This window comes from Nonomuraea sp. NPDC049129, assembly GCF_040648495.1.
Classification (GTDB): domain Bacteria; phylum Actinomycetota; class Actinomycetes; order Streptosporangiales; family Streptosporangiaceae; genus Nonomuraea.
This window is the reverse complement of the sequence record NZ_JBEZDU010000045.1, coordinates 1-24,185: the sequence shown is the minus strand read 5'-3', so window position 1 is coordinate 24,185 and position 24,185 is coordinate 1. Positions and strand designations below refer to the sequence as shown.

The following is a 24,185-nucleotide window of genomic DNA, read 5'->3' as shown; positions in this document are numbered from 1 at the left end:
AGTCGTACATATGACAGCGATTCATGTGGAAGAGGTCAGGAAGCGCTACGGGGACTTCGCGGCGGTCAAAGGCATCTCGTTCGAGGTCGCCGAGGGGGAGATCTTCGCCCTCCTGGGCCGCAACGGCGCGGGCAAGACCACGGTGATCGAGCTGCTGGCCGGGTTCCAGCAGCCGGATGCGGGCGCCTGCCGGGTGCTCGGCCTCGACCCCGCACGGGACCGGGCGGCCGTCAGGCGGCGCACCGGCATCATGCTGCAGGACGCCGGGTTCTTCCCGGATCTGACCGTCGCCCAGACCGTCGACATCTGGCGTGACCTCACCGTCGCGCCGAGGCCCCGCGAGGAGGCGCTGGAGCTGGCGGGCCTGCTGCCGAAGGCGGGCACCCGGGTGCGCCAGCTCTCCGGCGGCGAGAAGCGGCGGCTCGACCTGGCGCTGGCTCTGCTGGGCCGGCCCGAGGTCCTGTTCCTGGACGAGCCGACCACCGGCATGGATCCCGAGGCGCGCCGGAACACCTGGGAGGTCATCCGTGACCTGGCCGGGCAGGGCACCACGGTCCTGCTGACCACTCACTACCTGGACGAGGCGCAGCGACTGGCCACCTCGATGGCCATCATGGACGGGGGCGAGATCGTCGCGTCCGGCGGGATGGCGGAGACGCTCGCCGCGCGGAGCGGGCGGGTGGCGTTCCGGCTGCCCCCGGGGACGGCACCGGACGACCTGCCGCTCCCGGTGACCCTGGAGGGCGAGACGGCCGTGTGCCGGGCGGCCGATCCCGATCTGGCCGCGCAGACGCTGCTGAGCTGGGCGGCCGAACGCGGCCTGCGGCTGGCGGGCCTGGAGGTCCGCACGGCCACCCTCGAAGACCTCTTCCTCGACCTGTCCAGGAGCGCCCGATGAGCTACGCAGCGACCTACCGGCTCGGCACCAGGTTGTTCTGGCAGGACCGGGCCATGCTGTTCGCCTCGGTGATCACGCCCGTGGGGCTGAGCGTCGGCCTGCCGGTGCTCATGCGGCACGTGACGGCCGACGGCGTGGCCAACGCCACCCATCTCTCCCAGGGCATGACCTCGATCCTGCTGTCGCTCACCGCGTTCATGAACGTCGCCGTGGCGCTGACCACGCGCCGCGACCAGCTGGTGCTCAAGCGGCTGCGCGCCACCGGGCTGACCGACGGGCAGATCCTCTCCGGCCAGATCGCCAGCACCGCCACGCAGACCGTGGTCGTGGCCGCGCTGTGCGCCGTGGCGGTGCGCCTGCTCGCCGACGTGCCGGTCCCCGCGAACCCGCTGGTGTACGCCGGGGCGGTCGTCGTGGGCGCGGTCGTCATGGCCACACTCGGCGTCGCCTACACCGTGGTGATCCCGCGCGCCGAACTGGCCGCCGCCACCACGATGCCCATCTTCCTGGTGTCCGGGATCGCCTCCGGCGCGATGGGCCCGATCCGCGACGCCCTGCCCGCCTGGGTGGGATCCGTACTCGACCTGCTGCCCACCTCCGCCGTCGTGCACGCCCTCAGGACCGGCGAGGTGGCGCTGCCCGCGCTGAACCTGGCCGTGTGGGCGGTCATCGGCGTCGTCGCGATCCGGCTCTGGTTCCGGTGGGAGCCCCGGCGGTCATAATAAGTCCGGACATGAACTCCTCCTCTGCGCAGCGGCTCGCCCGCGTCCTGATCACGGCCGTATCTGTCGCGTACTCGTTCATCGGGCTGCTCTACTTCGCCAGCGGCCCGCGCAACGGATTCGTGGCGAGCGCGGCCGTGATCGGCGTCGTCGTGACCCATTACCTGAACATGCGGGCGGGGCTGCGCGGCGAGCGGCCGCCGCTCTTCCCGCTGACGCTGGTGCTGCAGGTGCTCGCCACGTACGTGCCCGACTACCTGCTGCCCTCGGGCTGGTCGGCCGTGTCGGCGCCGATGCTGGCCGGGAGCCTGCTGGTCTTCCTGCCGCTGCGCTGGAGCGGTCCGCTGGTCGGCGCGATGACGCTGTGGGACGGCGGCTCGATCTTCGCCTGGTCCGCCAACCCGGTTTTAGCCCTCTTCTACGGTCTCTCTGTGTCCACCACCGGCGCGATGATCTACGCCCTGGTCAGGTTCGTCCGCATGACCGTCGACCTCGAACACGCCAGGGCGGAGCTCGCCGAGGCCGCCGTACTCAAGGAACGGCTGCGCATCTCTCGTGACCTGCATGACGGGCTCGGCCGCAGCCTGACGGCGATCGCCCTCAAGGGCGACCTCGCCGCCCGCCTGATGGACCGCGACCCCACCGCGGCGCGCGGCGAGGTGGGCGAGCTGGTGCAGGTGGCGAGGGAGGCGGCGCAGGATGTACGGCAGGTGGCGCGGGGATATCGGGAGCTGTCACTGGTGAGCGAGGTGGATCGGGCGGTGGCGCTCCTGGAGTCGTCGGGGGTCGGTTGCCAGGTGCATCTGGTGGACGCCGCGCTGCCGGAGCGGTCGGAGGCGGCGCTGGCGTGGGGCGTGCGGGAGGCCGTCACCAACGTCCTGCGCCACAGCCGCGCCACCACCTGCACGATCAGCACGTCCCTGACGGAGGACCGGCTGCGGCTCGAAGTGGTCAACGACGGCGCCCCTGACGCCGATGGCCGTGAGTCCGGCGGAGGGCTGACGGGACTGGCGGAGCGGGCCGCCCAGGCGGGCGGGACGGCCGGCGCCGCCGCGACGGGCACCGGCGGATTCCGCCTGACCATGGAGGTACCCGCGTGATCCGGGTACTGCTGGCCGAGGACATGCACATGATCAGAGCCGCCCTCACAGCCCTGCTCCGCCTGGAGCCGGATATCGAGGTGGCGGCGGAGGTGACCCGGGGCGACGAGATCGTACCCGCCGCCCTGAAGACCCGGCCCGACGTGGCGATCGTGGACATCGACCTGCCGGTGATCGACGGCATCACCGCCGCCGCCGAGCTCCGCGAACGGCTGCCGTCGTGCCGCATCCTGGTGCTCACCGCGATGGGCCAGCCCGGCCAGGTGCGCCGCGCGCTCGGGGCGGGCATCGAGGCGTTCCTGGTCAAGGACGCCCCCGGCCACCGCCTGGCCGACGCCATCAGGCGCACCGCCGCCGGGCTCCGCGTACTCGACGCCGAGCTGGTGGCATCGGCGATGGAGTACGGCGAGAGCCCCCTCACCCCACGGGAGACCACCGTGCTGCGGGAGGCCGCCCGTGGCGCGTCGGCGGAGGAGATCGCCGCCCGCCTCCACCTGTCGGCGGGGACGGTGCGCAACCACCTCACGGGAGCGATCACGAAGACGGGCGCCCGCAACAAGATCGACGCCATCCGCATCGCGGAGGACGCCGGCTGGCTCCCTTAGAAGGTCGTCACACGTCGGTGACGCGTACTCCGGCGTGGGCCTTGTAGCGGCGGTTGATGGAGATCAGGTTCGCCGTCATGGCCTCGACCTGGAAGGCGTTGCGAAGCCGCCCGCCGTAGATGCCCCGCACGCCCGGAATGACCGACGCGAGCGCCTGCACCGTGTCGGTCGCCTCGCGGTCGTCACCGAGCACCAGCACGTCCAGATCGACCTTCTCCACGGCCGGATCCATCAGCACCACCGCCGACACGTGGTGGAAGGCCGCCACCACGCGGCTGTCCGGCAGCACCGCGGCGGCCTGCTGGGCGGCGCTCCCCTCCTCGACGGGCAGCGCGTAGGCGCCCTGCTTGTCGAAGCCCAGCGGATTGACGCAGTCGACCACGATCTTCCCGGCCAGCTCGGTGCGCAGCGACTCCAGCAGCGCCTTGTGCCCGTCGTAGGGCACCGCCACGATCACCAGGTCGGCCTCGGTGGCGACCACCGCGTTCTCGGCCCCCCGGGCGCCGGAGCCGATGGACTCGGCCGCCTCCTGGGCTCGCTCCGCGTTCCGCGACCCGATCAGCACGGGGTGCCCGGCCAGCGCGAACCGCCGCGCCAGCCCCTTCCCCTGGTCTCCGGTCCCGCCCAGAATCCCGATCGAAATGCCGTTCACAGTCATTCCGCATTCCTATCAGCCCGCATCACCTCCGAGCACGCCGGGCCCCAAGGGCGCAAGGCATGGTCCCTCATGAGGGCGCGCTTCGCGCGTGGTGATTTCGGGGCTGTTCTTCCCAGGGACCTGCCGGCCCCTTCGACCCCGGCCCTTGACCGTCTGGATGATCATCATTAGGCAACGGTGGCGCATGGAGAGCTGAGGGCGCAGCGATTCCGTAATAGGCGACCAGTCCAGCTGTCCCGGTCTCCTCAGCGAAGAAGAAACAAGCCCACAGCGACCTAAGGACTCGCACGTGGCCAGGGCCTACTAGGTTGTCCCGTTCTTCAACGACCGCTTTCCCCACGTTGTCCGGCCGGTTAGTTTCGATCATTAGATCTGGCATCTGATCGGACCTGCTCACGGGCGCGATTCATCCCGCCCGCGGCGCAGTCCACGCAGCGGAGGAACCCCCTGATGCGAGTTGCCCAACTATTAACCGCGACGGTCGCCGTCCTGGCCGGCCTGACCGGGTTGACCACCCCGGCCACGGCGCAGACCACACCCGCCGACACCGCCCAAACGCGGCCCATCGAGGTCCGCCGCAACCACCCGGACACGCGAGTGCCCGTAGTCGTGCGGAAGTCCGGCGAGGCCCTCATCGACCTGAACGCGTCCGCGCCAGGCACGGACTGGGCGAAGGCAGGCGCCGAATCGGCCGTCGTGTCCATCTCGGTCGACAACCGATATGTCGCCGACCTCGTGGTCTCCGGCGCCCAGCCCCTTCACCGCCAGCTCGCGCTGGGCCGACTCACCACAGGGGTACACCAGCTGCGCCTGCACTTCGCCGCCGAGCGCTCCGCCGCGACGAGCAGATCCATCGTGCTGGACACGCTGCGAGTCTCGACCTACGCCAAGGGCAGTCCCGAATACCTCGTGCTGCGGTACGCGCCCGTCGTCTATGGCCGCAACATCGCCGCCCTCGGCAACCCGTACCAGAACGCGACGACCGACACCCCGCTCATCGCCTGGCACGACTCGGCACCGGCCACCACCCCCGGTCACACGAAGCTCACGTACTCGGTGGTGTGGAGCAACGAGGACGGCGGCACGAACACCCCCGCGCTGATGGCCCGCTGGGGCCGCACGACCGACATCGAGTGGATCTACAGCGTCGAAGTCGACCAGAACGGCGACCGGGTCGCGGGCAGCGACACCTACCAGGCCCCCGACCACCAGACACTGCACTTCACCGGCCGGTACGAGAACAACCACGCCCTCCTGCAGACCTGTACGTCGAACAACAACATGTGCGACACCGTGGACGACCCGATGCGGTTCTTTCTGTCGTACCTGCCGACGCTGCCGGCCGACCAGGCCCGCGAGTACCTCATGGACGCCAACCCCTGGACCTACGAGATCATGGCCAAGGAAATGCTCCGCGAGGGCAAGATCGAGGCCCCCTCAGCCACCACACCGGCCACGCCCGAGGTGAGCGACCAGCGCAACTATCTGTACGCGGTGCTCAAGAAGACCACGCAGCCGGCCAACGCGGGCTCGTCATGGGTCGGCGTCTCGCTCGGCGTACGCCTCGTGACCGGCGAGACCGTCTATCTGTCAAACCACGTGGACCCGACCTGGTCCCTCCAGCGCGACGACCCGGCGGCGACCACAGTGGAGCTGCCCGCGGGCACGACGGCTGAGGACATCGCCGAGGTGACCGCCCACCGCGTCGTGGTCGGCACCGACACCGGCGCCACCGTGCACGTCACCGAGATCAAGCGCGGCTTCCTCCTCGGCCAGAACTACCTGCCCCAGGAGTCGTTCCTGACCTGGAACGGCGACGTCACCCTCAACAGCACCACCACCTCAGCCGTCCTCTGGCACCGCTGATCCCACTTGCGTGGCGGGCGCCGGACGGCGCCCGCCACGTCAGTAATGGGCGGTCGATGGGCTCCACGCCTCACCTCTTCAGTGGAGTAGCCCGAGCAGCAAGGCGTTCCACCGCGCATCCGCCTGCTTGGCAGGCCATCGATCGCTTTCGTCGACGATCCGCTTCTCCGGCCCGTTTCGGGTGCGGCGGATGAACCGCTGCCCGCCCGCCTGGCACAGTTCGTAGAAGGGGCTGCCGCACTCGCACGTCCACGTGACGACACACACTTCACGGCCGTGGTCACGTGGCACGTTCCACACCAGCTGCTCAGCATGCGACTGCGCCGGGCACGGATGCGGGCTGATGCAGTGCGGAGGAAACCACGCTGGATCATCCATCCAGGACACTCCAAAGCACCTCACTTTGTGCCCTCACCTCCTTACCGCACAGGCGGACGTACCGCTTTTCGTGGACATCGCCGCCCACACCACCCGCCGCTGGTAGCCCTCATCGCGTACGCCCCATCTCACCGCGACCGCTTCCACCAGCCACAGCCCTCGCCCACCACACTCCTCGGCGTCGGCCTTGTGCACCTCGGGAACGGTCACCGCCGACCCGTCGTCGATCACCTCGATGTAGGCCGTCACGGCGTTCAAGGAGGAGACCTCCACCGTGACGAACCCGCCGGGCTCGCCGGACGCGCTGTGTGACGTGGCATTCGTCACCAGCTCACTGACCACCAGCAGTACGTCGTCCACGTCCTCGTGCCCAGCCACCGCCAGGACCTCTCCCACACACCGGCGAGCCACCGACACCGAACGCTTCACCCCCGGCAACACGATCTCGGCCAGGAACAACCCGCTCATTGCGCAAGCTCCCAGATTCGATCGGACACGTTCACGTCGAGCGCGCCCACCTCTCCGCGTCGGCCTCGGCCGCTCGAAATGGCGATGAACAGCTCCCCGCCGTGCAGTAAACGAACCAGGGCGGGGACCCCCTTTTGACGCATAACACAGGCCGACCCCTCCAAGCAGAGGAATTCGTCTCGATCCCGAATGGGTCGAGTCCGGTTATGCCTCATCGCTCCAACCGCCCTTCACCCGCAGGAACCGCTAGGGGCATTCGCGCCGTATGCGCACAATGCCCGAGTCTGTGAAATTGCACCTTTCGTACTGCACCTGCCGGCACTCGCCCAACAGGCTTAAACACTCTGGCCCATAGCCGTCCAGACGCGTCACGATGTCGTACGACCAGTTCAGGGGTTTGCCTCGCCGCAGCTCTACCGCCATGTGATCGCCCATGGCCAGGAGGAACGACCCGCATGAAGGAAGGAACCGCCCCCACCTATGGCGTAACGCCACATTAATCAAGTACGAATAGAACTGTGCCGATTGCACCATTTCACACATCCGCCCTTCCGCACGCAGTCATCATGACGCCGCTCTGCGCTACCCGTCAATGCACTGTGCATCTTCTAAGCAATTGGAGCAACTGATGGGCTCGCCCATCGCCTACCTGGCACACTGGCCTCCATGCCATCGACCTATAGTCCGACAGTGAGATTGCGGCGACTTTCGCGTGAATTGCGCAGAATGCGAGAAGAAAAAGGATTGACCCCCGATGCCGCCGCCGCCCAACTCGGCTGGAGCCGAAGCAAGGTAAGCCGCATCGAAACCGGCCGTACCATGGCAAGTCGTTCCGACGTTGCCGCCGTCTGCGATCTGTACGGAGCCAATTCGTCAGAGCGCGCCGGCCTGATACAGCTCGCAAGCGAGGTACGCCAGCGTGGATGGTGGACCGCTTATGCCGACGTGTTCACCGGCTCCTACATCGGACTCGAAGACGAGGCGGCTCTGATCCGTCAGTGGGAAGTCCAGCTCATCCCAGGCCTCCTGCAAACGGAAGACTACGCTCGAACCGTCATCTCTATGCATCGCCCCGAGGGCGACGCACAGCGCCGCGTCATGGCGCGTATGGCGCGACGTACGCTGCTCAGTCAACCGAACGCGCCGAGCCTCAACGCCATCCTGGATGAAGCTGTCCTCCGTCGCCCGATCGGCGGCCGTCGAGTGATGCACGAACAACTGGAAGCGTTGCTGATAGCGGCAAGGCGGACCAACGTAACCATCCAGGTAATTCCCTACCAAGCAGGCGAACACGCCGGGCTGGAGGGAGCCTTCACCATCCTCAGCTTCTCCGACGAGAACGACCCCAACGTCGCCTATGTGGAGAGCACGGCCGGCGATATCTACATCGAAAGCACGGAGCAAGTCGAGCGTTGTACGCTCATATTCGAGCGGATCCGCGGTGCGGCCCTGTCCCCGGAGGACTCCCTGCGGCTCATCTCTCGAACCAAGGAGGACCTATCTCATGATTGATCTCTCACAGGCCGATTGGCACAAGAGCAGCCACAGTGGCAGCGGCAACAACTGCGTCGAGGTGGCTCACAACCTTCCGAACGTTGTCGCGGTTCGGGACAGCAAGGACCGCAGCGGACCGGCGCTGATCTTCACTCCCAGTGAGTGGCACGCCTTTCTGGCAGGCGCCAAGGACGGGGAGTTCGACCTGGCCTGAACCCGGCATGGGTTCAGGGAGCTCTGAGGTGATCGTCTGCGTCATGGGTAAGACGCGTTCGTAGCCGAGGATGAAGCCTTGATCATTGCGCCTGCTTTGTCTTGCATGAGGTGAGCGGAATGGGCACCATCGAGGCACTTCAGCCCGCATGGTCACCTGACCACAACGTGACCCGCCGCTTCGCAGCACTCCTCAGCCATGCCGCGCTGCGCCGCATCCGCCTCCACGATTTACGGCACTCGATGGAAGGTGGGGTATGGCTGAGGCGTGGACGGGCTCCGCAATGCCGCGTCGCCAGTTCGCCCCTAACCTACGCAACCTACGTAACGGCTCGTACCTGACGGCCAGGGTGGCGGCGTTGAGCCTGGAAGGTTGGATCCTGACGAGTCGATTACCTTTATTGATTCTCTCGAAAAATCGGAGGAAAGCGCCCGATGACGGTTTCCCGAGAGCCACGTGTCGCGTGGCGCAAGAGTAGCCACAGCACCAATGGCGGAGATTGCGTCGAAGTGACTTCGATCGCTCATGGCTCAGACGCCTCCCCCGGCATTACAGTTCTGATGCGCGACTCCAAAGACCCTGCTGGACCTAGGCTCGAATTTACTGATGCCGGGTTCCAGACTTTCGTGCAGGCAGTAAAAGACGGAGAGTTCGACGGTCTGATCTAGCCGCTGAGAGCCGTCTCACCACATCCTTGCATCCGCTGCCTGATTGGCCGGGAAGCAGACGGAACCTGAACAGGGACGATCAACCACCCGGCCACGCGACCTGACGATGGGCGGGAGTGCGCATTCCGGGTGGCAAAAATATCACTGCAGTTCCACGCCGAGCCTGGCGAGATCATCGAGTTCGCCAGGGCCTGGGCCGAAGGTATGAAACTGCAAGTCGCCGGCGAAAGGATTGGCGCGGAGTAGGTGAACCGATCGCAGCCAAAAACCTGCGTCCGGATTCACCGGCGGTCACTGGAGTCAACCTCCTCTATCTTGCTCCGGCCACAGCCGTTCTGGAGGCGTCCACATCGGAGGCCTTCCATCGTCACAGCCCCGGTGCGCTGATGATTAACATCGGGAGGCGTTCGGCAGATGCGCTGCGCGAGTCCTTTTTTGGAGTGATAACCGAAAAGGATGCCGAGCTCGCTCTGTGGAGAAAGATTCGGCGTCAAGCCGTTGGTTCCATGCGCAAGGGAGCATGAGTGGTCAATCCGCTCTCCAATGCCCGGCACGAATACAAGTACCACTACTACACCGAGGGGGCGATGCGCTTGGCGAGCCACGGCGTGCGGATGTTGGCGTGTGCGGGATGGAACGAGTACGAGTTCTCGTCGCAGTAGATCACTTTTCGCAGCAGCAGGCCTAGCCCGATGAGCGAGAGGAATCTTGCCGTTCTTCCGCCGCATCTTCGCTTACCTCGCCGATGGGTAGTGGACGGCCCTGAGCCTTGCCGGAGCATCCCCGGTAGGGCTTCCCAGCAAGCCCCATCAAAAGACTTTATAGCACTTACGCAAACGGGCCGGATACCCCCTCCCAAACAAATTCTTTTAGACCCGAAACGAACATGTATAGGAACTCCCCAAAAGAGGGAGCTATTATGGCGGGCCCGCTTGTCGATCCTAGAGGAGGGTAATAGCAGCCGTTACGGATTTCCCCCGGCTTGAGTAGGTATACCGGCGCTCCGACTGGAACAGGAACAGCGTATAGCGACCCACCACCGTCTGAACCGAGAGCCATGATCTCACTCATACCGGCTTCGAGCATCACAGCGCCCGGCTCTCTACTGCCGTGAACTGACACGATCCATGTGGGAGGGCCGATAAAGTAGCCATTCCGGAAGTCGGGTAGTGCAATGCGGGCGATCGCATAGAAGAATCTGCTTATCTCGAACGGAACTTTGAGCCAAACTCAGTCGCGAGGATTACAGCGTTTTCGCGAGTCGAGGCGGCCTCTATGACGTTCTCACCTGGAGGATATCCATATGTTTCCTCGAAGGTTGAGAGGTGCTCACGCGCTAGGGCCTTGAGCCTCTCCCGGAGTTCTATCGCTTCCACTGTTATTTTCTCCACCAATGTCCATAGAATGTCTTATCTAGTGGCAGGCCTACCATGCGCACCCAGATTGAGCAACTGAGAGAGGTCTCCCACCTACCGAACATCACTCTACGAGTGATCGCTTTCAACATCGGGGCACATCCAGGCATGTACGGAAGCTTCGCGATCCTCCGCTTCCGAGAGGCTCGGGATGTCGCCTACATAGAGTCCGGGCCAAGTGACCTCTTCCTCGAAAGCCAGGAAGATATCGGAGGGTATAACGTAATGTTGGGGCACATCGTGATGAGGGCCGCCGATGCAGACACCACGGAAATGGTCTTGGCGCGTGCCCTCGAACAAGCGTGAGAGGAGGGATGGCATGGAAGACAAGGACCTGCTTGGTGCCAGTTGGCGGACGAGCAGTCTCAGTGGTGGCAACGGTCAGTGCGTAGAGGTTGCCTTTATCGGCCAGCATGTAGCCGTGCGAGATAGCAAGAACCCTGATGCGGCCGTGCTGATCTTCACCCCCGGCGAGTGGCGAGCCTTCACCGGCGGCGTCCACCTGAACGAATTTGAATTCCCTACCGACTGAGCAGCCGGACCACGACTGATCTCCTCACGGAGAACAATCCCTTCCCGGGACCTTCGAGAGCCCTCACCATTCCTGGTGAGGGCTCAAATGTGCGTTCGCCTGCAGCCTGGCGAACGCGTGGGGAACTGCCACTGCAAAGGGCCATATGTCGGGCTCAAGGAGCTGGCCCACGCGCCCGCTGCTGGTGCTGTCAACCGCTGATCGCAAGCGGCTCCTGCGCACCATCATCGAGGCCGTCACTGTCCATGGCGAATCCGGGCAGGTCACCTGGGCAGACAGACACACCACCACCGATGGCTTCGTCCGGTCGGCCCAAGACACGGCCCGAGCGCCACCCAGCTCAGCTAACGAATGGCGACTGCCGTATTACGCTAGTGATCATGAATCGCCTGAACTTCGATTTCGAGTACGCCAACGGCATCACCCATGCCCGGCTGATCGCCGAGTTCGGGCAGGACGTTATCGAACGCCACTGGGCTGGCCTCTACGAACTCGACTATCCCGACGACCCGCAATACAACCCCTTGCTCCGCTACGGCGTTAACAACAACAACCGGGAGGAAGTTGCGGTCTATCTCGGTCTGGCCTGGGCGTTCACAGCCGGACAACATCGGTTCGCTGTCCCGACCTGGGCACGCGACGAGGCGATCCGTTACCTGGGGCGGCACGACTACGGCTTCATAACCTGGGAATATGAGATCGATGCCGAGCGGGCGGACTGGCCGACCCGCGACCATGGATTCGTCGTCCCCCGCGTCATGCTGCCCACTCGACCGGCTCCCACCGACTGGCAACGTGCACATCGACACGAGGCCGGACTTTTCGCTGCCCGCGACCTGCGTGAACTGACGGCCCTTACCACCAGCACGCTGATGGACGTCGACGGCAACGTGAACCTTTTCGGCCTCGCTGACGCTGACCGCAAGAACGGGCTGCTTGAGTCACTGCGCGGACAGTCGCAACCCGAACTGGCGACCCTGCTCGCACCAGGTGACGTCTTCGTCGACATCACCATCGGCTGCGACCTGGGAACCTACGACTCCCTCCTCGTCGTTGCCACCGGCGACCATCGGCATACCTGGCAAGCGATCATCGACGAGTACCGACGTCGCATCCACGCCTACGAGAAGGCCATCGACTCCTTGCATACCTTTAACGACCTCTGCTTGGCGTTAGCCGCGCTGCAGAGCTCAGTCAACGACAACACCGAATAGCACCCAAGCAATCTCCGCTGAACTACGTCGCTGGGGTGATCCGCCGGCATCGCAAGACGATCGGGTCGGCCTGGCGGCTGCTCAACGCGGGTCAGCAGGCATTGCTGGTGCTGGTCTACCTGCGCAAGGGCGAGACGTTCACCGAGCGCGGAGCCGGTTTTGGGCTGTCGACCGCGACCGCGTGGCGGTATGTGGAGGAGACGATCGCGCTGCTGTCGGCCCGGTCGCCCAAGCTCGGCCAGGCGCTGCGCAAGGCCAAGCGGGACGGGCTGCACTACCTGGTGCTGGACGGCACGCTGATCCACACTGACCGGATCAAGGCCGACCGGCCGTACTTCTCCGGCAAGCACCGCGTGCATGGCATGAACGTGCAGGTCCTCGCCTCACCGAACGGGACGATCCTGTGGACCTCCGGAGCGTTACCGGGCAAGGCCCACGACCTGAGCGCCGCCCGCATCTGGGGCATCCTGCGCGCCCTCGAGGAAGCGGGCTTGGCCACCCGCTCACGCAGCGCGCAATACACCCCGCGCATGACGTGATCTCGCGTATACCTTCTCGTCTCGCTCACCGCGCCCGACCCATCCGGTAGTACTGAACCGGCGCTACTTTGTCGAGGCTACTCCCACCCTCCTTGGTGATCCCCGGGTCAGGCTGCCTCCAGCTTTACCCCGCCGCTACGACGGCGAAGAAACGGATGGTCTTCCACCTCCATCCGGAAATAACCGCGCCTCGTGGCGCACTTGTACTCGTCACACAGTCTTGATCACGAGCGGCTGCTCTCGTTGTTCCCGCTTCCGGTCACAAGATCGCATCGGCCTATCGCGCATTCATGCTGGTCACGCCGTGAATAGCGACTGCCGTATTAGCGGGGCTCACCTATCCGTACAGCTTCTCAGCGCCCAGGATCAGGTCAGGACCTCAAGCGAAACCGTTGCGATTGCAGCGATCACGTCGAACTGTACCGGTCCCTCTACCCTAAGCCAGAGCAACGGCGGCAAGGAAGTTGAGCGTACGAGGTCAAGAGAGATACCGTCGGGCCAAGGCGCATTCTCAGGTCCCAGCACCGTTGCCATCACCTGATCCAGCGGCCCGGCTCCGGGCCCGGGAGTCCTACCAATGGAGAAGAAATACAAATCTCGAAAGGCGAGCATAATATCCGGCTTCTCGGGCCCCCAGCGGAGACCGATCTCAAGAGCATCAACGTCATCGACTTGCGCCAAAGAGAGTCGATCCACGACGTACCCCTCGCAGCGCGGCGCAACCTTGAGGAACTGATCAAATGCGCTCATCGTACTACGAACTCCCCCGTTGAATGCCCAGTTGCGACCTTTCCGTCCGGGCCGTATCTGACACTGTAGTTCTTTTGGTTCGGACCAGGATCAATCTTCGGTCCGATCCTTTGAACTTCTCCGTTCGGCCGGATCCAAAGCACACTCCCGTCTGAATGGTCGTACCTCCGGTATCCACCCTTGGTCTCCGACTTAAAGGTAAAGCCACGGCTGTAGATCTCCTGCTCGGCTTCAGCGAGAGATTTCCCGTGAAGGTTTGGCAGGGTTGCAACGCTACAGGGCCCATTGCTGTTGTGGACGAGGACCGGGGTGGCAGCTGCGAGCACATAGTACGCGTGGATGTCGTCGATTGTCAGGTTGTACATGTACTGCGCGCCGGCGAAGGCTCGCACCTTGACGATTGTGACGCGGCCACCACGGGGTGTCCGGAGGGTATCCGCGGGATGCAAGTCAGCGGCATCGACCCAGGTCTTTTTGGTGGCGTTCCAGAAGGGGTGGTGCTGGGTCGTGTGGATGGTGGCGTGGCCATCGGCGGTCGGGATGGTGATGTCGGCCAGGTCGGTGTCGCGGTTGCGGTGGAGTGCTGTGACCTTCTTGGCGCCGCTTTTGCCCGTCTCGGGGTCGTCGGCGAGCACTTTGTCGCCGACCTTGATCTCTTCTATTCGTTTTTTGGTGCCGTTGGCCATGAGGACGTAGGTGCCAGCCGCGAAGCTATCGAGACACTTGCGAAGTGCCTTGACGCCCTTAGTGCCGACCGCGACTTCAGCCTCTTTAACGGCTGTCTTTGCTCCAGCGCGCGCTGCGGCACGAACCAACGCCGCGCCGATGCCTTTAACGACTCCGCCTATGCCGGATACAGCCCCGATGATGTTCGATACGTCATCGTTTTCTTCGACCCGACCCTCGTCGCATTTGTTGTGACCCTTGCATGGAACCTGCGACTTCATGGCGTCGTCTTCCCGCTGCTGCCGAATCTTGTCTGCAGCCAGAGCGTCGCGGGTTCGATTGCGCTCGTTTGCGGTTGCCTGCTTGTGCAGCCGCTTTCTTTCTTTCCTTTCGAGCTTGATCTCCCATGTCTTCTTTTTCTGGCCGCTGGGCTTGTGTGTTTTGGAGAAGGTTTTGTCGGATTTGGCGTTTCCGGTGTCGACGCGGCGACCGTCGGGGTCGGATTGGGTGATGGGGTCGTTGGCGGCGTAGCTGTAGGGGTTGGCCCATTCGGGGGTGCGTAGGTCGAGTTCGGGGTCGGTGGAGATGAATTTGGCGATGGCGGGGTCGTAGTAGCGGGCGCCGAGGTAGTCCAGGCCGGTGGCGGCGTCTTCGATCTTGCCGAGGAAGCCTCGGTCGGTGAAGGGCAGGTCGTCGCCGCCGCGGCGCTGGCCGTACGGCAGGTAGCGTTCGCGGTTGATGGTGCCGGTGGTGGCGTTGATGGCCAGTTGGGTGCTGCCGTGCTGGCCGGCCAGGAGCCAGGTGACGCCGGTGGCGTCGCGCATGGCGATCGGGGAGCCGTCGCTGGCGCTGTAGTAGCGCTTGCCCGCGACTAGGCCGCCAGACAGGCGCAGTTCCATCGGGCCGAGGTAGAGGGTGGTGCTGCCGTCGGGGTCGCGGCGGATCAGCCGCTGCCCAGCGGCGTCGTAGACCATCGAGGTCTGCTTGCCGTCGACGGTTGCCTGTGCCAGCTGGCCGAGTTGGTCGAAGTCGAAGGTGGCCTGCTTGCCGGCCACGGTGCGAGCTGACAACTGCCCGGCGTTGTCGTAGGCGTAGGTGTCGGTGCCGGTGGGACGGGTGATGGAGGTGACGGCGTTGGGCCGGACCGCGTTGGCGCCGGGGGCGGGATAGGTGTAGGTGGCGGTCTGGCCGTTGTCGGTCAGGCTGGTGAGGTTGCCGACCTTGTCGTAGGAATACGCCTGGCTGTAGGGGTCCAAGCCCTTGGCGTCGCCTGTCCCGGTGCACGAGGAAGCGGTGGTGGTGTAGGCGGTCTTCAGCCGGAGTAGGCCGTCGTAGGTGAAGCATTCGGACTGACCGTCGGTGGTACCGGGGATGGCCGAGGCGGCGTCCAGGACGCGGGTGATGGTGCCGGCGACGTTGTAGCTGTAGCGGTCGTCCTGGACGGTGTCGGGGGTGCTGGTGTCGGCCTTGGTCTGGGTGGAGACCCGCGACAGCCAGTCGGTGGTGGTGTCGCGTTCGAGGGTGCGCTTGACCTGACCGGCGGCGCCCAGCGAGCGGGTGGCGAGTTTGCCAGTGGGGGTGAAGGCCGTGTCCTTGACGTAGGTGAAACCACCCAAGTCGGAGGTCAGTCCCTTGGCGAAGCCGAGGTCGGTGTAGGCGTAGGTGAGCTTCTCGGCGGCTAACCCACCCGCGTCAGGCAGGCTCTGCTCACGCAGGTTGCCTGCGGCGTCGTAGGCCGAGGTGAAGGTGTAGTCGCGGCCCAGGTTGCCTTCGCTGGCCGGGATGGTGAGTTTGGTGGCGGTCGGCCGATAGTCACTGTCGTAGGCGGTGACGGTCTGGGTGTAGGCCTGGCCAGCGGTGTAGCGGGTGGCGGCGCCGGGCTGGCCCTTGGCGACGGTGTCGTAGCTGAACTCAGCAAGCTTGGTGCCGGTGGACACTTCCCCGGCCCATTGGATGGTGCGCCGGCCCAGGTCGTCGTAGCTGTTGGAGATCTTCTGGTTCTTGCCGTCGATGCTGAAGGCCAGCCGACCCGCCAGGTCGTAGCCGTAGCTGGAGGCACCCGCGTCCGGGTCGGTGGCGGCGGTGCGCCGGTTCAGCCAGTCGAAGGTGTAGGTGCGGACGTTGCCGTTGGCGTCCGTCATCTTCGTGAGGTTGTCGTGCAGGTCGTAGCTGTAGCTGGTGTCCTGGTGGGTGGTGGCGTCGGCCCACTCCTCGACCTTGACGGCACGGTCGAAGGCGTCGGTGACGGTGGCGGTCTTGCCGCCGACGGGCGGGGTGACCTCGGTGCGGTCGGCGCCGGGATAGGCGGTGCTGGTGCGGCGCAGCTCAGTGTCGAGGTGGTAGGCGATCGAGGCGACCGGGCGTTCCTGATCGTCGTAGACGGTCTTGGTCCACTGCGGCAGGCTGGCCGTCGCGGGGTTGAGCAGACCGCTGCCCGGCTGGCCGGTGTTGTGCACCGGCTCGGAGATCGCGCTGGTCAGGCCGCGCGGGTCGTAGGTGGTGGCGGTCACGATCCGGCCACCGGACGGCGAGGCGGTCTGCGCCTCGCGGGCCCGGCCTAACCCGTCCTCGTAGCTGATGGCACTGGTGTACGTCGTGCCGGTCAGCAGTTGCTTGACGGTGGTTTTGATCGGCGCGGTCGGCTGGCCCAGCCAGCCGTTCCAGGCGATGTCGTAAGCCACCGTCGTGCTGGGAGTGCCGCCACTGCGCGGCTGGCCCGGCTTCCACAACGCGGTGGTACGGCCAAGCGCGTCGTAGTCCATCTCGGTGGTCTTGCCGTTGGCATCGGTGACCGCGACCGCCTCACCCAGGCGATGCGACAGCCGGGCAGTGACGGTATGGCCGAGCGGGTTGGTCGTCGTGACGCCGGTGGCGGGCCAGCCGACGGGCGGGGTGTAGGTGGTCGAGGTGGTCTTGCCCAGCGGGTCCACGCTGGTCAGCTGCCGGCCGTACTCGTCGAAGGTCGCCTTGGTCGTGGAGATCGTGGACGCGTTGGCGTAGGTGCGGACCTCGGTGGGGTTGCCGTCGCTCGGCTTGTTGGTGGCCGGGTCGGTGCCCAGGTCGTACAGGCTGACCGTCTTGCCGATCAACGCCCCGGCGGCGCAGTCGTCGCCCGAGCGCTCCTCCACTACCGACGGGAAGTCCAGCAGCCACTGACCGGCGTCGGCGTTGCGCGCATACGTGGTCGTGGTGCACGTGTTGTCAGTGGTGACGCCGTCCTGGCCGTAGTCGTTGACCTTGTTCGGCAGACCGTCGGCGTTGTAGCCGGTCTTGGAGTCGGTATAACGCCAAGCGCCGCCGGTTATCTTGTCCCGGGAGCGTTCACGCGTCTGCAGGACCAGGGCGGGATCCATGGTGCCGGGCCCGTTGCCGGTGGTCTGGATCGTGTACTCCCACCGGGTGGAATCCACCTCGGTATAGGCGCGCGGGCTGAGCGCGGTCATCTTCCACGACTGCTCCTGCAGCACATTGCCCTGCAGAATGGGCTTGTCCACCACGGTGCCGCCGTCGAAGTCGGTGAGCGTCTCGCCGGTGCCGCCCAGGAAGGTGCGGGTGGTGACCGTGTAGGCCGACGGGTCAGTACCGGAGCCGTCGATGGTGCGGACCTGGCTGTAGCCGCGCCAGTCCGAGGTCGGCGGCGCCTGGCCGGGCTCAGCGAACTGCACCGGCTTGGTCCAGCGAGGTTTGCCGAGGAATTCGTACTGATGCACCATGTCCGGCGAGGCGCCGACCATGTCCCGTTCGACGACCTTGACCGCGAGCTGCTTGAAGAAGCGCGACCAGCTCTCATACCCGGAGTCCGGGTCGCTGCCCATGTCGACGTCGTAGCAATCGCCGCTCTTGTCGGTGAAGTAATTGGAGCCGTCACGACCCTTGCCGCCACCGCACGCATCGGCCTGCCCGTAGGTGACCTCGGTGCGGCCGCCCATCCCGTTGCCGATCGCGGCGATGCGCGGCACCATCCGCCATGACAGCAGGTCGGTCCAGTCCGACATGGAGTCGTAGTCCATCTTGCCGGCCAGCATCACCGCGTCGAAGTCCAGCGGCGGCAACGCCACCTCCTGGGCGGCGGCCAGCCCGACGTGCTGCACGGTGTCCAGCCACAGCGCCGGGTCGTCGGCCGGCCCGAAGTCGGTGCGCTGGTAGATCCAGGTCTGTGCCAGGTCCAGGCGGTCCACCGGATCCCACCCGTTCGAGGTGGGGTTGAGCGACTCGGTCAGGACCGAGGTGAGTTTGCGGGTGGAGAAGAAGCCGATCGCGCTGTTGGCGCAGCCGGCGGCCTGCGCGCACTGCAGGTCGGTCGGCACGTCCACGCCGCCGCGATCGGCGGTGGTGAAGGTGGTACGCGCGGTCGGCACGCTGCCGGGCACCTGGGTGTTGTGGCCCCACTGCACCTTGGCCAGCGTGCCGCCCCGGTCATAGGGCAGCACCCGGTACAGCTCGTGCGTGCACGAGGGCAGGCAGAAGTAGTTGGTCTCCCGGTTGTAGGAGTAGTCGATCACGTTCTCGTTGGAGTCGAGCTCCTGGTCCAGGTTCCATCGCCACACGCCGGTGCAGGTCGGCGGAATGTCGTTGTTGAGGTAGCGGTCGTAGCACGGCTCGCCCGAGTCGTTGCCCACGTACGGCACCTGCCACTGGGCGTCCTTGGTGTAGCCGAACCGCCACACCGTGCCGTCCTGGCTGGTGACCTTCCAGTACGGCTGGCTGTCGGCTCCCCCGGCGACCTGCTCGATCTTCCAGCCGAAATCCGGAACCGTCTTCCAGCCCCCGCCCGCATTGCGATCCTTGACGATCTGCGCCGACCGGCCACCCGCCGACAGCACCAACTCCGACTGCGACCTGTCATTGGTGGAGCTGTCTTCGTCGGTGTCATCCGGCGATTCCCAGCACAACGCCTCCCCGCCGATCCCGAGCTCCTTGGCTTCCCAAATGAGCTCTGCGGTGTTTTCGTCGTAGGCGTTGTCGACGTAGCAGCGGCGATAGCGCCGCTCGATGAATCCGGCGCTCAGATCCCAGCCCGCACCCACCACGCTGGACTGGTTGTTGGACCACTGCCCCTGCCCGTCGACCGACGACGCGTCGTACTGCAGCGACAGATCCGGCCCGTCACCGCCCACCGACGGCGCCTCCGGCAACGGCACGTCATAGTCGAACCCGCCACCCGACGTGCCCGCCTGCCATGTCCCCGACGGCTTCAGATCGGTCGCGCCCCAGTTGCCGTTTGGCCCCGTCATGCCGACCTGCAGGAGATACACCGACCCGGCGGCCAGCTGCGCCGCCTGCCGATCGCGCGTCACCTGGGCCGCCCACGCCTTACGATCCTTGCCCGCAGGTGTCGGCTTGACCGCCGCCGCCTTCGCGCCGGCCGGCGTTGCCTCGACCTCCGCGGTCAGCATCCCGGCCTTCGCGTTGTTGGTGGACGGCACCACCACGGGGCGCACCACGCACGTCTTCGGTCGCGGCACCTCCACCGCACACGCCGGCACCCGCACCAGCCGCAACCGGCTGACGAAGTTCCCACCGAACGCGTCCCGGAAGCCCGCGTACGAAAACTCCGCCCGCACCTTGCCCGGCGCCGCCCCGTCATCGGCCCGCACCATTCGAGCGGCGATCCCCACCCCGCCCAGAGCGCGGACAACCGCCGGCGACAAGGTCTCCACCTTGACCTTGTCCAGCCCGCCGCCCTTGACCTGGCCCACCTTGACCGGCAACGTCCCGGCCTCGGCCACCTTGCCGACGGCCGGCACCTCCACCTCGGCCGTGCCCGCCTTCGGCCACACCGGCTTACGCCGCTCCACCTTCGGCGCCGACTCCTCCGCGCCCTTGGGGACCTCGCGTTTCGGCACGGGGCGGCCGTCCACCGACTGTTCAGGGTCCGGCGCGGCAGCGGCAGCCCGCTCCACCAGCTGATCCGGCACCCCGACACTCGAAATCAGCACCATCGCGCACAGCCCGACGATCAACGCCGCCAACCACATCCGTACACGCCGAGCCCGCATACCGCATCCCTTCAAGGCACGCTGACGCAGACCCCGGGAAACGGGGCCTTGGCGCACCTAAGGCAGACATAAGAACGATCACTCGGAATGTGATCGACAAACCAAGATCGGTCAACAACGGGAGGGTCACTTACCCGACACCAACCGTCAGGACGCGTCAGCCACGCACTTCATGTTCACTGGTCAACCGACATGTCAGGGAAGGCGCTTTCCTGAAGAAAAATGCACATGTGATCTACATCACAGTGATGACGGTACGGCCACGAGACCGTGGGTGCCGGGTTGCCGCCTGCCCAGCTCTTGCCGCTGACCGCTGTGATCTGATGCGAGCTCCATGTCAACCGGTTCGACACGCGCGGGGAATGGTGATCACCACGGTCTGCCAGTCAAACCTTTCGGTCTCATTGAACACAAAACGGATATCGAACCGCCATTCCCTTGCTTTCCAGCCAAAAACCGCATCGAGCGAATGCACTCCACCGCAATCACTGAATCTAGGGATCCCCCTCGTATGCCGCCCCGATGCACAGTCGGAGCAAGCATCCAGCCGAGGATGAATCCTTTCTCATGGAGGTAGACATGAAGAATTCAGTGCGACTGCCAATGATGCTGGCAGCCTCTGCCATCATCGCCAGTGGCGTGTTCGCCGTCTCGAGCGCGACTGCGGAGACCAACTCCGCTGCCCTGTCCGCCAATCGGGCTGCCCCGGGAATCCTCTGGGCCAAAGTCAGCTCAAACGGAACCCTGCTCGCCGCGTCGGGCATCAGGAACGTCAACAAGTTCGGCGGGGGGCGTTACAACCTGACGACGGACTCCGACATCAGCAGATGCGCGCTGACCGGAACGGTCAACACGTCGGGTGGCAGTGACCCCGGGCCGGGCAGTGCGTCGATCCTGGTCGGCGCGGTCAATGGAACGACACTTTTCGTTCGCACAGCCACGCCATCGGCTCAGAACCCGAGGACCGTCGACGACGATCGACCGTTCTCCCTGGTGATCTCCTGCTGAGGTCCGCCGGCTTCTGAGCTGAGCAGACCAAACGCAAAACATCTTCGTACCCACGCCGGAAACGGCAACCCATCGAGAAAAGGAGTTTGTCGTGAGTTACCGAATCCGCCTGCTTGCCGGCGTGGCCGCCGCGACCAGTCTGCTGCTGGGAGCCGGCAGCCCTGCGATGGCCGCCATCGAAAGGACCGCCGTCAAGGCCCAGACCGTCCTCGGCCCTTATGCCAGCTTCGAAGTCTGCGCGGTATCCGGGCTGCAGGGCCAGCAGGCCGGTCAATGGGTTTCGTGGTTCTGCTCGCAGAACGGCACCACCCAATGGTGGTTGTTCACCACTCCATGACATACCCCATAGCTCGATAACTCGGCCTTGGCCATCTCCACGATCTTGGGGATGGTCAAGGCCCGGTTCAGTTGGGCAACTCGTCCAGAGCCAGCCCCAATGCTGCCGCCAGGTCGATCGTTCTGCGCGGTGTCGGGCACTGCCTGGCCAGACTGGTCTGGTCGAGGCGGCCGTTACGGGCTTGGAAGAGAATCTTCGCAGCAGGATGTCGGCGCAGTCCCTCCTCGGTGAGCTCGTCGGCGACTCGATGCGCCGTGGCGACCAACGTGGGGAATGCCGACTGCAGATCCGCGGCCCACTCTTGGAGCGCCTCCAACCACCCCCGTGTAGCGGTGTCAGATGCCGAGGTGAATCGCTCTGTCGCCTGAGCCAACTCGAGCCAGGTGGAGTCATGCCAAGGCTTCGACTTCAGGACGGGCAATTGCCAGTGACGCTTGGTGATCGCCCAATGATCCGCGTGCGCCTTTACCGAGTGGGCCGTGAATCCTGGAAGACACAGTGCGGTGAGATTCCAGCCGTGGCAGGCACCGGTGTCGAGGCCGAAGATCCGGCCGTCGAGGATCATCGGTTCCCGGCCGGTCACGTGATGGCCGAACACCACCGGCTTGGCATCGGTGTAGTGGTCGTACCAGTGGCCGTCCGGGAACAGCGCCGCGAGCTCTCGTTCGCCTCTCGTCGAGCCACAGAGGATTTCCTCCCTCTGGTCAGCTAGCGGCATTCCGGACAGCATCGCGGCGTGGACGACACGGACGTGCTCGTTCTCGAAGTAGTACGGCAGTGTCCGCATCCAGTCGACCGTTTCGGCGTAGTGGTCGCCGAGCTGCAAGCGCGTGATCTCTTGTGCGTAGGAGAAGATCCCGCGTACGTGCTTCCGCTCGTGGTTGCCCATGACCGCGACCGAGTTCGGGCGCTCGCGGAAAAGCCTGACAACGTCACCGGGCACTGGACCGCGATCGACCAGATCACCGACGCTGACCAGCAGGTCGTCCGGTCGGATCTCGACTTTCTCCAGCAGTTCGAGCAGCTCGTCGAAGCAGCCGTGGATGTCGCCGATGATGATCGTGCGCCGCATTCGGGAGATCGTAGGGAGGCGTCGGTACGGCGGACAAAGGATTTTGCGCGATCTCCGGTGCTGGAGACATCTACGATGCCGCGTGTGAATCGTGATCAAATTCTCCTGACTCATCCCGGTACCTCCAAGCCCAAGTACTTGGAACTCCGGGTCGACGGGGTTGAGCTGCACCGGAGTTGGTGGGCCGGTACCGGGAAACCTCAGGGGCGCACGAAGGCGTTCGACGACGGGCCCGCGGCACGCGAGGCCCTGGAGAAGGTCGTCACCGAGAAGATGCGTGACGGGTACGCCCTGCTCCGCGACGCCGCCGCGACCGAGCCGGGTGACGTCGTCGTCCAGTGCGCCACGCGGGCAGAGAACGGCGCCGTGGAGATCGCCATGCACCCGGACGGCCACACCGTCGCGGTCGCCCGCGGCATCCCCGACCGGGTCGGCAGTGCCGGCTCCGATGTGCAGACAATCGACCTACGGACCGGCGTCCGGCAGGTGATTTACACCGATGCGTACCAGTACTCACTGATCCACACCATGGCCTTCGAACCGGACGGATCGCACCTGACGTTCACCATCCGCGACAGGATCACCATGGTGGAGGTGAGCTACACGGTGGCGCTCGCCACCGGTCATGTCCAGCGCCTGCCCCACACCCGACCGGAGTGGGACGCGGCCCGCCAGCGGATGCTGGTCGTCGGCAACGATCACGCGGTGCGAGTGCTGGGCCCGGACGGCGATTCGTGCCTCGATTTTCCGCCGGGCAAGCGCTTCCAGACCACCGCCACACTGTCGCCGTCAGGCCGGCTCCTCGCCCTCACCCATGACCCGGACAACCGCGATACGGAGTACGACCTCGAGATCTGGGATGTTGACGCTGGTCAGCGAGTGCTCGCCGCCCCGTTCCCCTTCCCGGCGGGATTCCAGGGGTTCGGCCGCCGGTTCGACAAGCTGGCGTTCGATGGGACCGAGCAAATCCTCGTCGCGAGCGGCAAGACGTCAGGATGCTTCGGCCTCTCGGTGGCATCCGGCGACCTGTGCTGGGCGATCGAGGGCGAACGGGACGGGTACGAGCGGTTCGCCGACTTCGCAATGTCACCCGACGGCACCCTGCTCGCCGGCGCCCCCTCTCGTGGCCCGGTCATTGTCTACGACGTGGCGACCGGACAGCCGCTGGAGCCGCGCTTCGCCGTTCCCGGCGAGTGGCCGAACTGGTACCAGGGGGTTGGTTTCTCCGCTGACGGCCGGCTTCTGGCGGTCGGCGACTACCCCGGCCGCGTTACGGTGTTCCGGGTCGACGGCGTGGAGTTCACCAAGCCCGGCGAGTGACGTCCGGCACCGGGTCGGCAAGGCTTTCCGGTCTTGCGTGGGAAGGTCCTGCCGGAGGGCGATCACCGGCTCGAGCCTCTTGGCACTTCACGTTCGGCGTCGACACGGACCACCTGGATGACCTGGGCGAGAGCGTGATGGGAGAGTAGCGTGAGGCAATGGATCGCCGCATCTTCGGGCTGGAGAACGAGTACGGCGTGACCTGCACGTTCAGGGGACAGCGCAGGCTGTCCCCCGACGAGGTCGCGCGCTACCTGTTCCG

At 65.5% G+C, this 24,185-nt stretch carries 20 protein-coding genes and 1 pseudogene; 15 read left to right on the top strand and 6 right to left on the bottom strand.

Features of this window, described 5'->3' with window-relative positions:
* Positions 1-10: 10 nt before the first annotated feature.
* From AB0B64_RS58025 to AB0B64_RS58010, 4 genes are read left to right on the top strand one after another with little or no spacing between them, the layout of a single operon-like run.
* Positions 11-898, top strand: coding sequence for an ABC transporter ATP-binding protein (locus AB0B64_RS58025; RefSeq protein WP_358205024.1), 888 nt, complete (start codon positions 11-13; stop codon positions 896-898).
* Positions 895-1,620: an ABC transporter permease gene (locus tag AB0B64_RS58020; RefSeq protein ID WP_357944654.1), complete on the top strand. Its 726-nt coding sequence runs from the start codon at positions 895-897 to the stop codon at positions 1,618-1,620. The genes AB0B64_RS58025 and AB0B64_RS58020 overlap by 4 nt, the downstream gene beginning before the upstream one ends.
* A gap of 11 nt (positions 1,621-1,631) precedes the next feature.
* The gene (locus AB0B64_RS58015; protein ID WP_358205016.1) at positions 1,632-2,720 is read left to right on the top strand and encodes a histidine kinase; all 1,089 of its coding nucleotides are present in this window, start codon (positions 1,632-1,634) and stop codon (positions 2,718-2,720) included.
* Complete coding sequence (locus tag AB0B64_RS58010) at positions 2,717-3,325, top strand: response regulator transcription factor (protein ID WP_358205012.1); 609 nt, start codon at positions 2,717-2,719, stop codon at positions 3,323-3,325. Before AB0B64_RS58015 ends, AB0B64_RS58010 begins: the two co-directional genes overlap by 4 nt.
* Before the next feature lie 7 nt (positions 3,326-3,332).
* Here the strand turns inward: AB0B64_RS58010 and npdG are convergent, their stop codons facing one another.
* Entirely contained in the window at positions 3,333-3,983 is a 651-nt protein-coding gene (gene npdG, locus AB0B64_RS58005) for an NADPH-dependent F420 reductase (protein WP_358205006.1), read from the bottom strand.
* A gap of 450 nt (positions 3,984-4,433) precedes the next feature.
* On the opposite strand from npdG, the gene AB0B64_RS58000 reads away from it, so the two are divergent.
* Positions 4,434-5,849 (top strand): hypothetical protein, encoded by a 1,416-nt coding sequence (locus tag AB0B64_RS58000; protein WP_358204999.1) that lies wholly within the window; start codon positions 4,434-4,436, stop codon positions 5,847-5,849.
* 78 nt (positions 5,850-5,927) lie between these two features.
* Here the strand turns inward: AB0B64_RS58000 and AB0B64_RS57995 are convergent, their stop codons facing one another.
* Both AB0B64_RS57995 and AB0B64_RS57990 read right to left on the bottom strand, forming a co-directional pair.
* Positions 5,928-6,227 (bottom strand): hypothetical protein, encoded by a 300-nt coding sequence (locus AB0B64_RS57995; protein ID WP_358204990.1) that lies wholly within the window; start codon positions 6,225-6,227, stop codon positions 5,928-5,930.
* Positions 6,228-6,260: 33 nt separating this feature from the next.
* Positions 6,261-6,695, bottom strand: coding sequence for an ATP-binding protein (locus AB0B64_RS57990; protein WP_358204983.1), 435 nt, complete (start codon positions 6,693-6,695; stop codon positions 6,261-6,263).
* A 690-nt stretch (positions 6,696-7,385) separates the two neighbouring features.
* Between AB0B64_RS57990 and AB0B64_RS57985 the strand changes: the two genes are divergently transcribed.
* The 7 genes and pseudogenes from AB0B64_RS57985 to AB0B64_RS57955 all read left to right on the top strand — a co-directional run.
* A complete protein-coding gene (locus AB0B64_RS57985; RefSeq protein WP_358204975.1) occupies positions 7,386-8,207 on the top strand; it encodes a helix-turn-helix transcriptional regulator in 822 nt (273 codons plus the stop codon).
* Entirely contained in the window at positions 8,200-8,403 is a 204-nt protein-coding gene (locus AB0B64_RS57980; RefSeq protein ID WP_358204969.1) for a DUF397 domain-containing protein, read from the top strand. The genes AB0B64_RS57985 and AB0B64_RS57980 overlap by 8 nt, the downstream gene beginning before the upstream one ends.
* A 434-nt stretch (positions 8,404-8,837) precedes the next feature.
* Positions 8,838-9,071 (top strand): DUF397 domain-containing protein, encoded by a 234-nt coding sequence (locus tag AB0B64_RS57975; protein WP_358204965.1) that lies wholly within the window; start codon positions 8,838-8,840, stop codon positions 9,069-9,071.
* Positions 9,072-10,501: 1,430 nt separating this feature from the next.
* The gene (locus AB0B64_RS57970) at positions 10,502-10,792 is read left to right on the top strand and encodes a Scr1 family TA system antitoxin-like transcriptional regulator (RefSeq protein ID WP_358204960.1); all 291 of its coding nucleotides are present in this window, start codon (positions 10,502-10,504) and stop codon (positions 10,790-10,792) included.
* Positions 10,793-10,805: 13 nt separating this feature from the next.
* Positions 10,806-11,018, top strand: coding sequence for a DUF397 domain-containing protein (locus tag AB0B64_RS57965; protein ID WP_358204945.1), 213 nt, complete (start codon positions 10,806-10,808; stop codon positions 11,016-11,018).
* Positions 11,019-11,398: 380 nt separating this feature from the next.
* Entirely contained in the window at positions 11,399-12,232 is an 834-nt protein-coding gene (locus tag AB0B64_RS57960; protein ID WP_358204934.1) for a hypothetical protein, read from the top strand.
* A pseudogene (locus AB0B64_RS57955) lies at positions 12,229-12,726 on the top strand (transposase family protein); the annotation flags it as partial. The gene AB0B64_RS57960 and the pseudogene AB0B64_RS57955, both read left to right, overlap by 4 nt.
* A 411-nt stretch (positions 12,727-13,137) precedes the next feature.
* On the opposite strand, the gene AB0B64_RS57950 reads toward AB0B64_RS57955, so the two are convergent.
* Both AB0B64_RS57950 and AB0B64_RS57945 read right to left on the bottom strand, forming a co-directional pair.
* On the bottom strand, positions 13,138-13,521 hold the full coding sequence (locus AB0B64_RS57950; protein ID WP_357961394.1) for a hypothetical protein: 384 nt from the start codon (positions 13,519-13,521) through the stop codon (positions 13,138-13,140).
* Positions 13,518-20,186, bottom strand: a complete 6,669-nt coding sequence (locus tag AB0B64_RS57945; protein WP_358204926.1) for a polymorphic toxin-type HINT domain-containing protein — start codon at positions 20,184-20,186, stop codon at positions 13,518-13,520. Before AB0B64_RS57945 ends, AB0B64_RS57950 begins: the two co-directional genes overlap by 4 nt.
* Before the next feature lie 579 nt (positions 20,187-20,765).
* Between AB0B64_RS57945 and AB0B64_RS57940 the strand changes: the two genes are divergently transcribed.
* The gene (locus AB0B64_RS57940) at positions 20,766-21,194 is read left to right on the top strand and encodes a hypothetical protein (protein WP_358204921.1); all 429 of its coding nucleotides are present in this window, start codon (positions 20,766-20,768) and stop codon (positions 21,192-21,194) included.
* 91 nt (positions 21,195-21,285) lie between these two features.
* Positions 21,286-21,531 carry a hypothetical protein gene (locus AB0B64_RS57935; RefSeq protein ID WP_358204916.1) on the top strand — a complete coding sequence of 82 codons (246 nt, stop codon included), beginning with the start codon at positions 21,286-21,288 and terminating at the stop codon, positions 21,529-21,531.
* A gap of 67 nt (positions 21,532-21,598) precedes the next feature.
* On the opposite strand, the gene AB0B64_RS57930 is transcribed toward AB0B64_RS57935, so the two are convergent.
* On the bottom strand, positions 21,599-22,717 hold the full coding sequence (locus AB0B64_RS57930) for a metallophosphoesterase (protein ID WP_358204908.1): 1,119 nt from the start codon (positions 22,715-22,717) through the stop codon (positions 21,599-21,601).
* On the opposite strand from AB0B64_RS57930, the gene AB0B64_RS57925 reads away from it, so the two are divergent.
* Positions 22,688-23,923: a hypothetical protein gene (locus AB0B64_RS57925; protein WP_358204903.1), complete on the top strand. Its 1,236-nt coding sequence runs from the start codon at positions 22,688-22,690 to the stop codon at positions 23,921-23,923. The two genes, AB0B64_RS57930 and AB0B64_RS57925, sit on opposite strands and share 30 nt — an antisense overlap.
* Positions 23,924-24,185 lie beyond the last annotated feature (262 nt).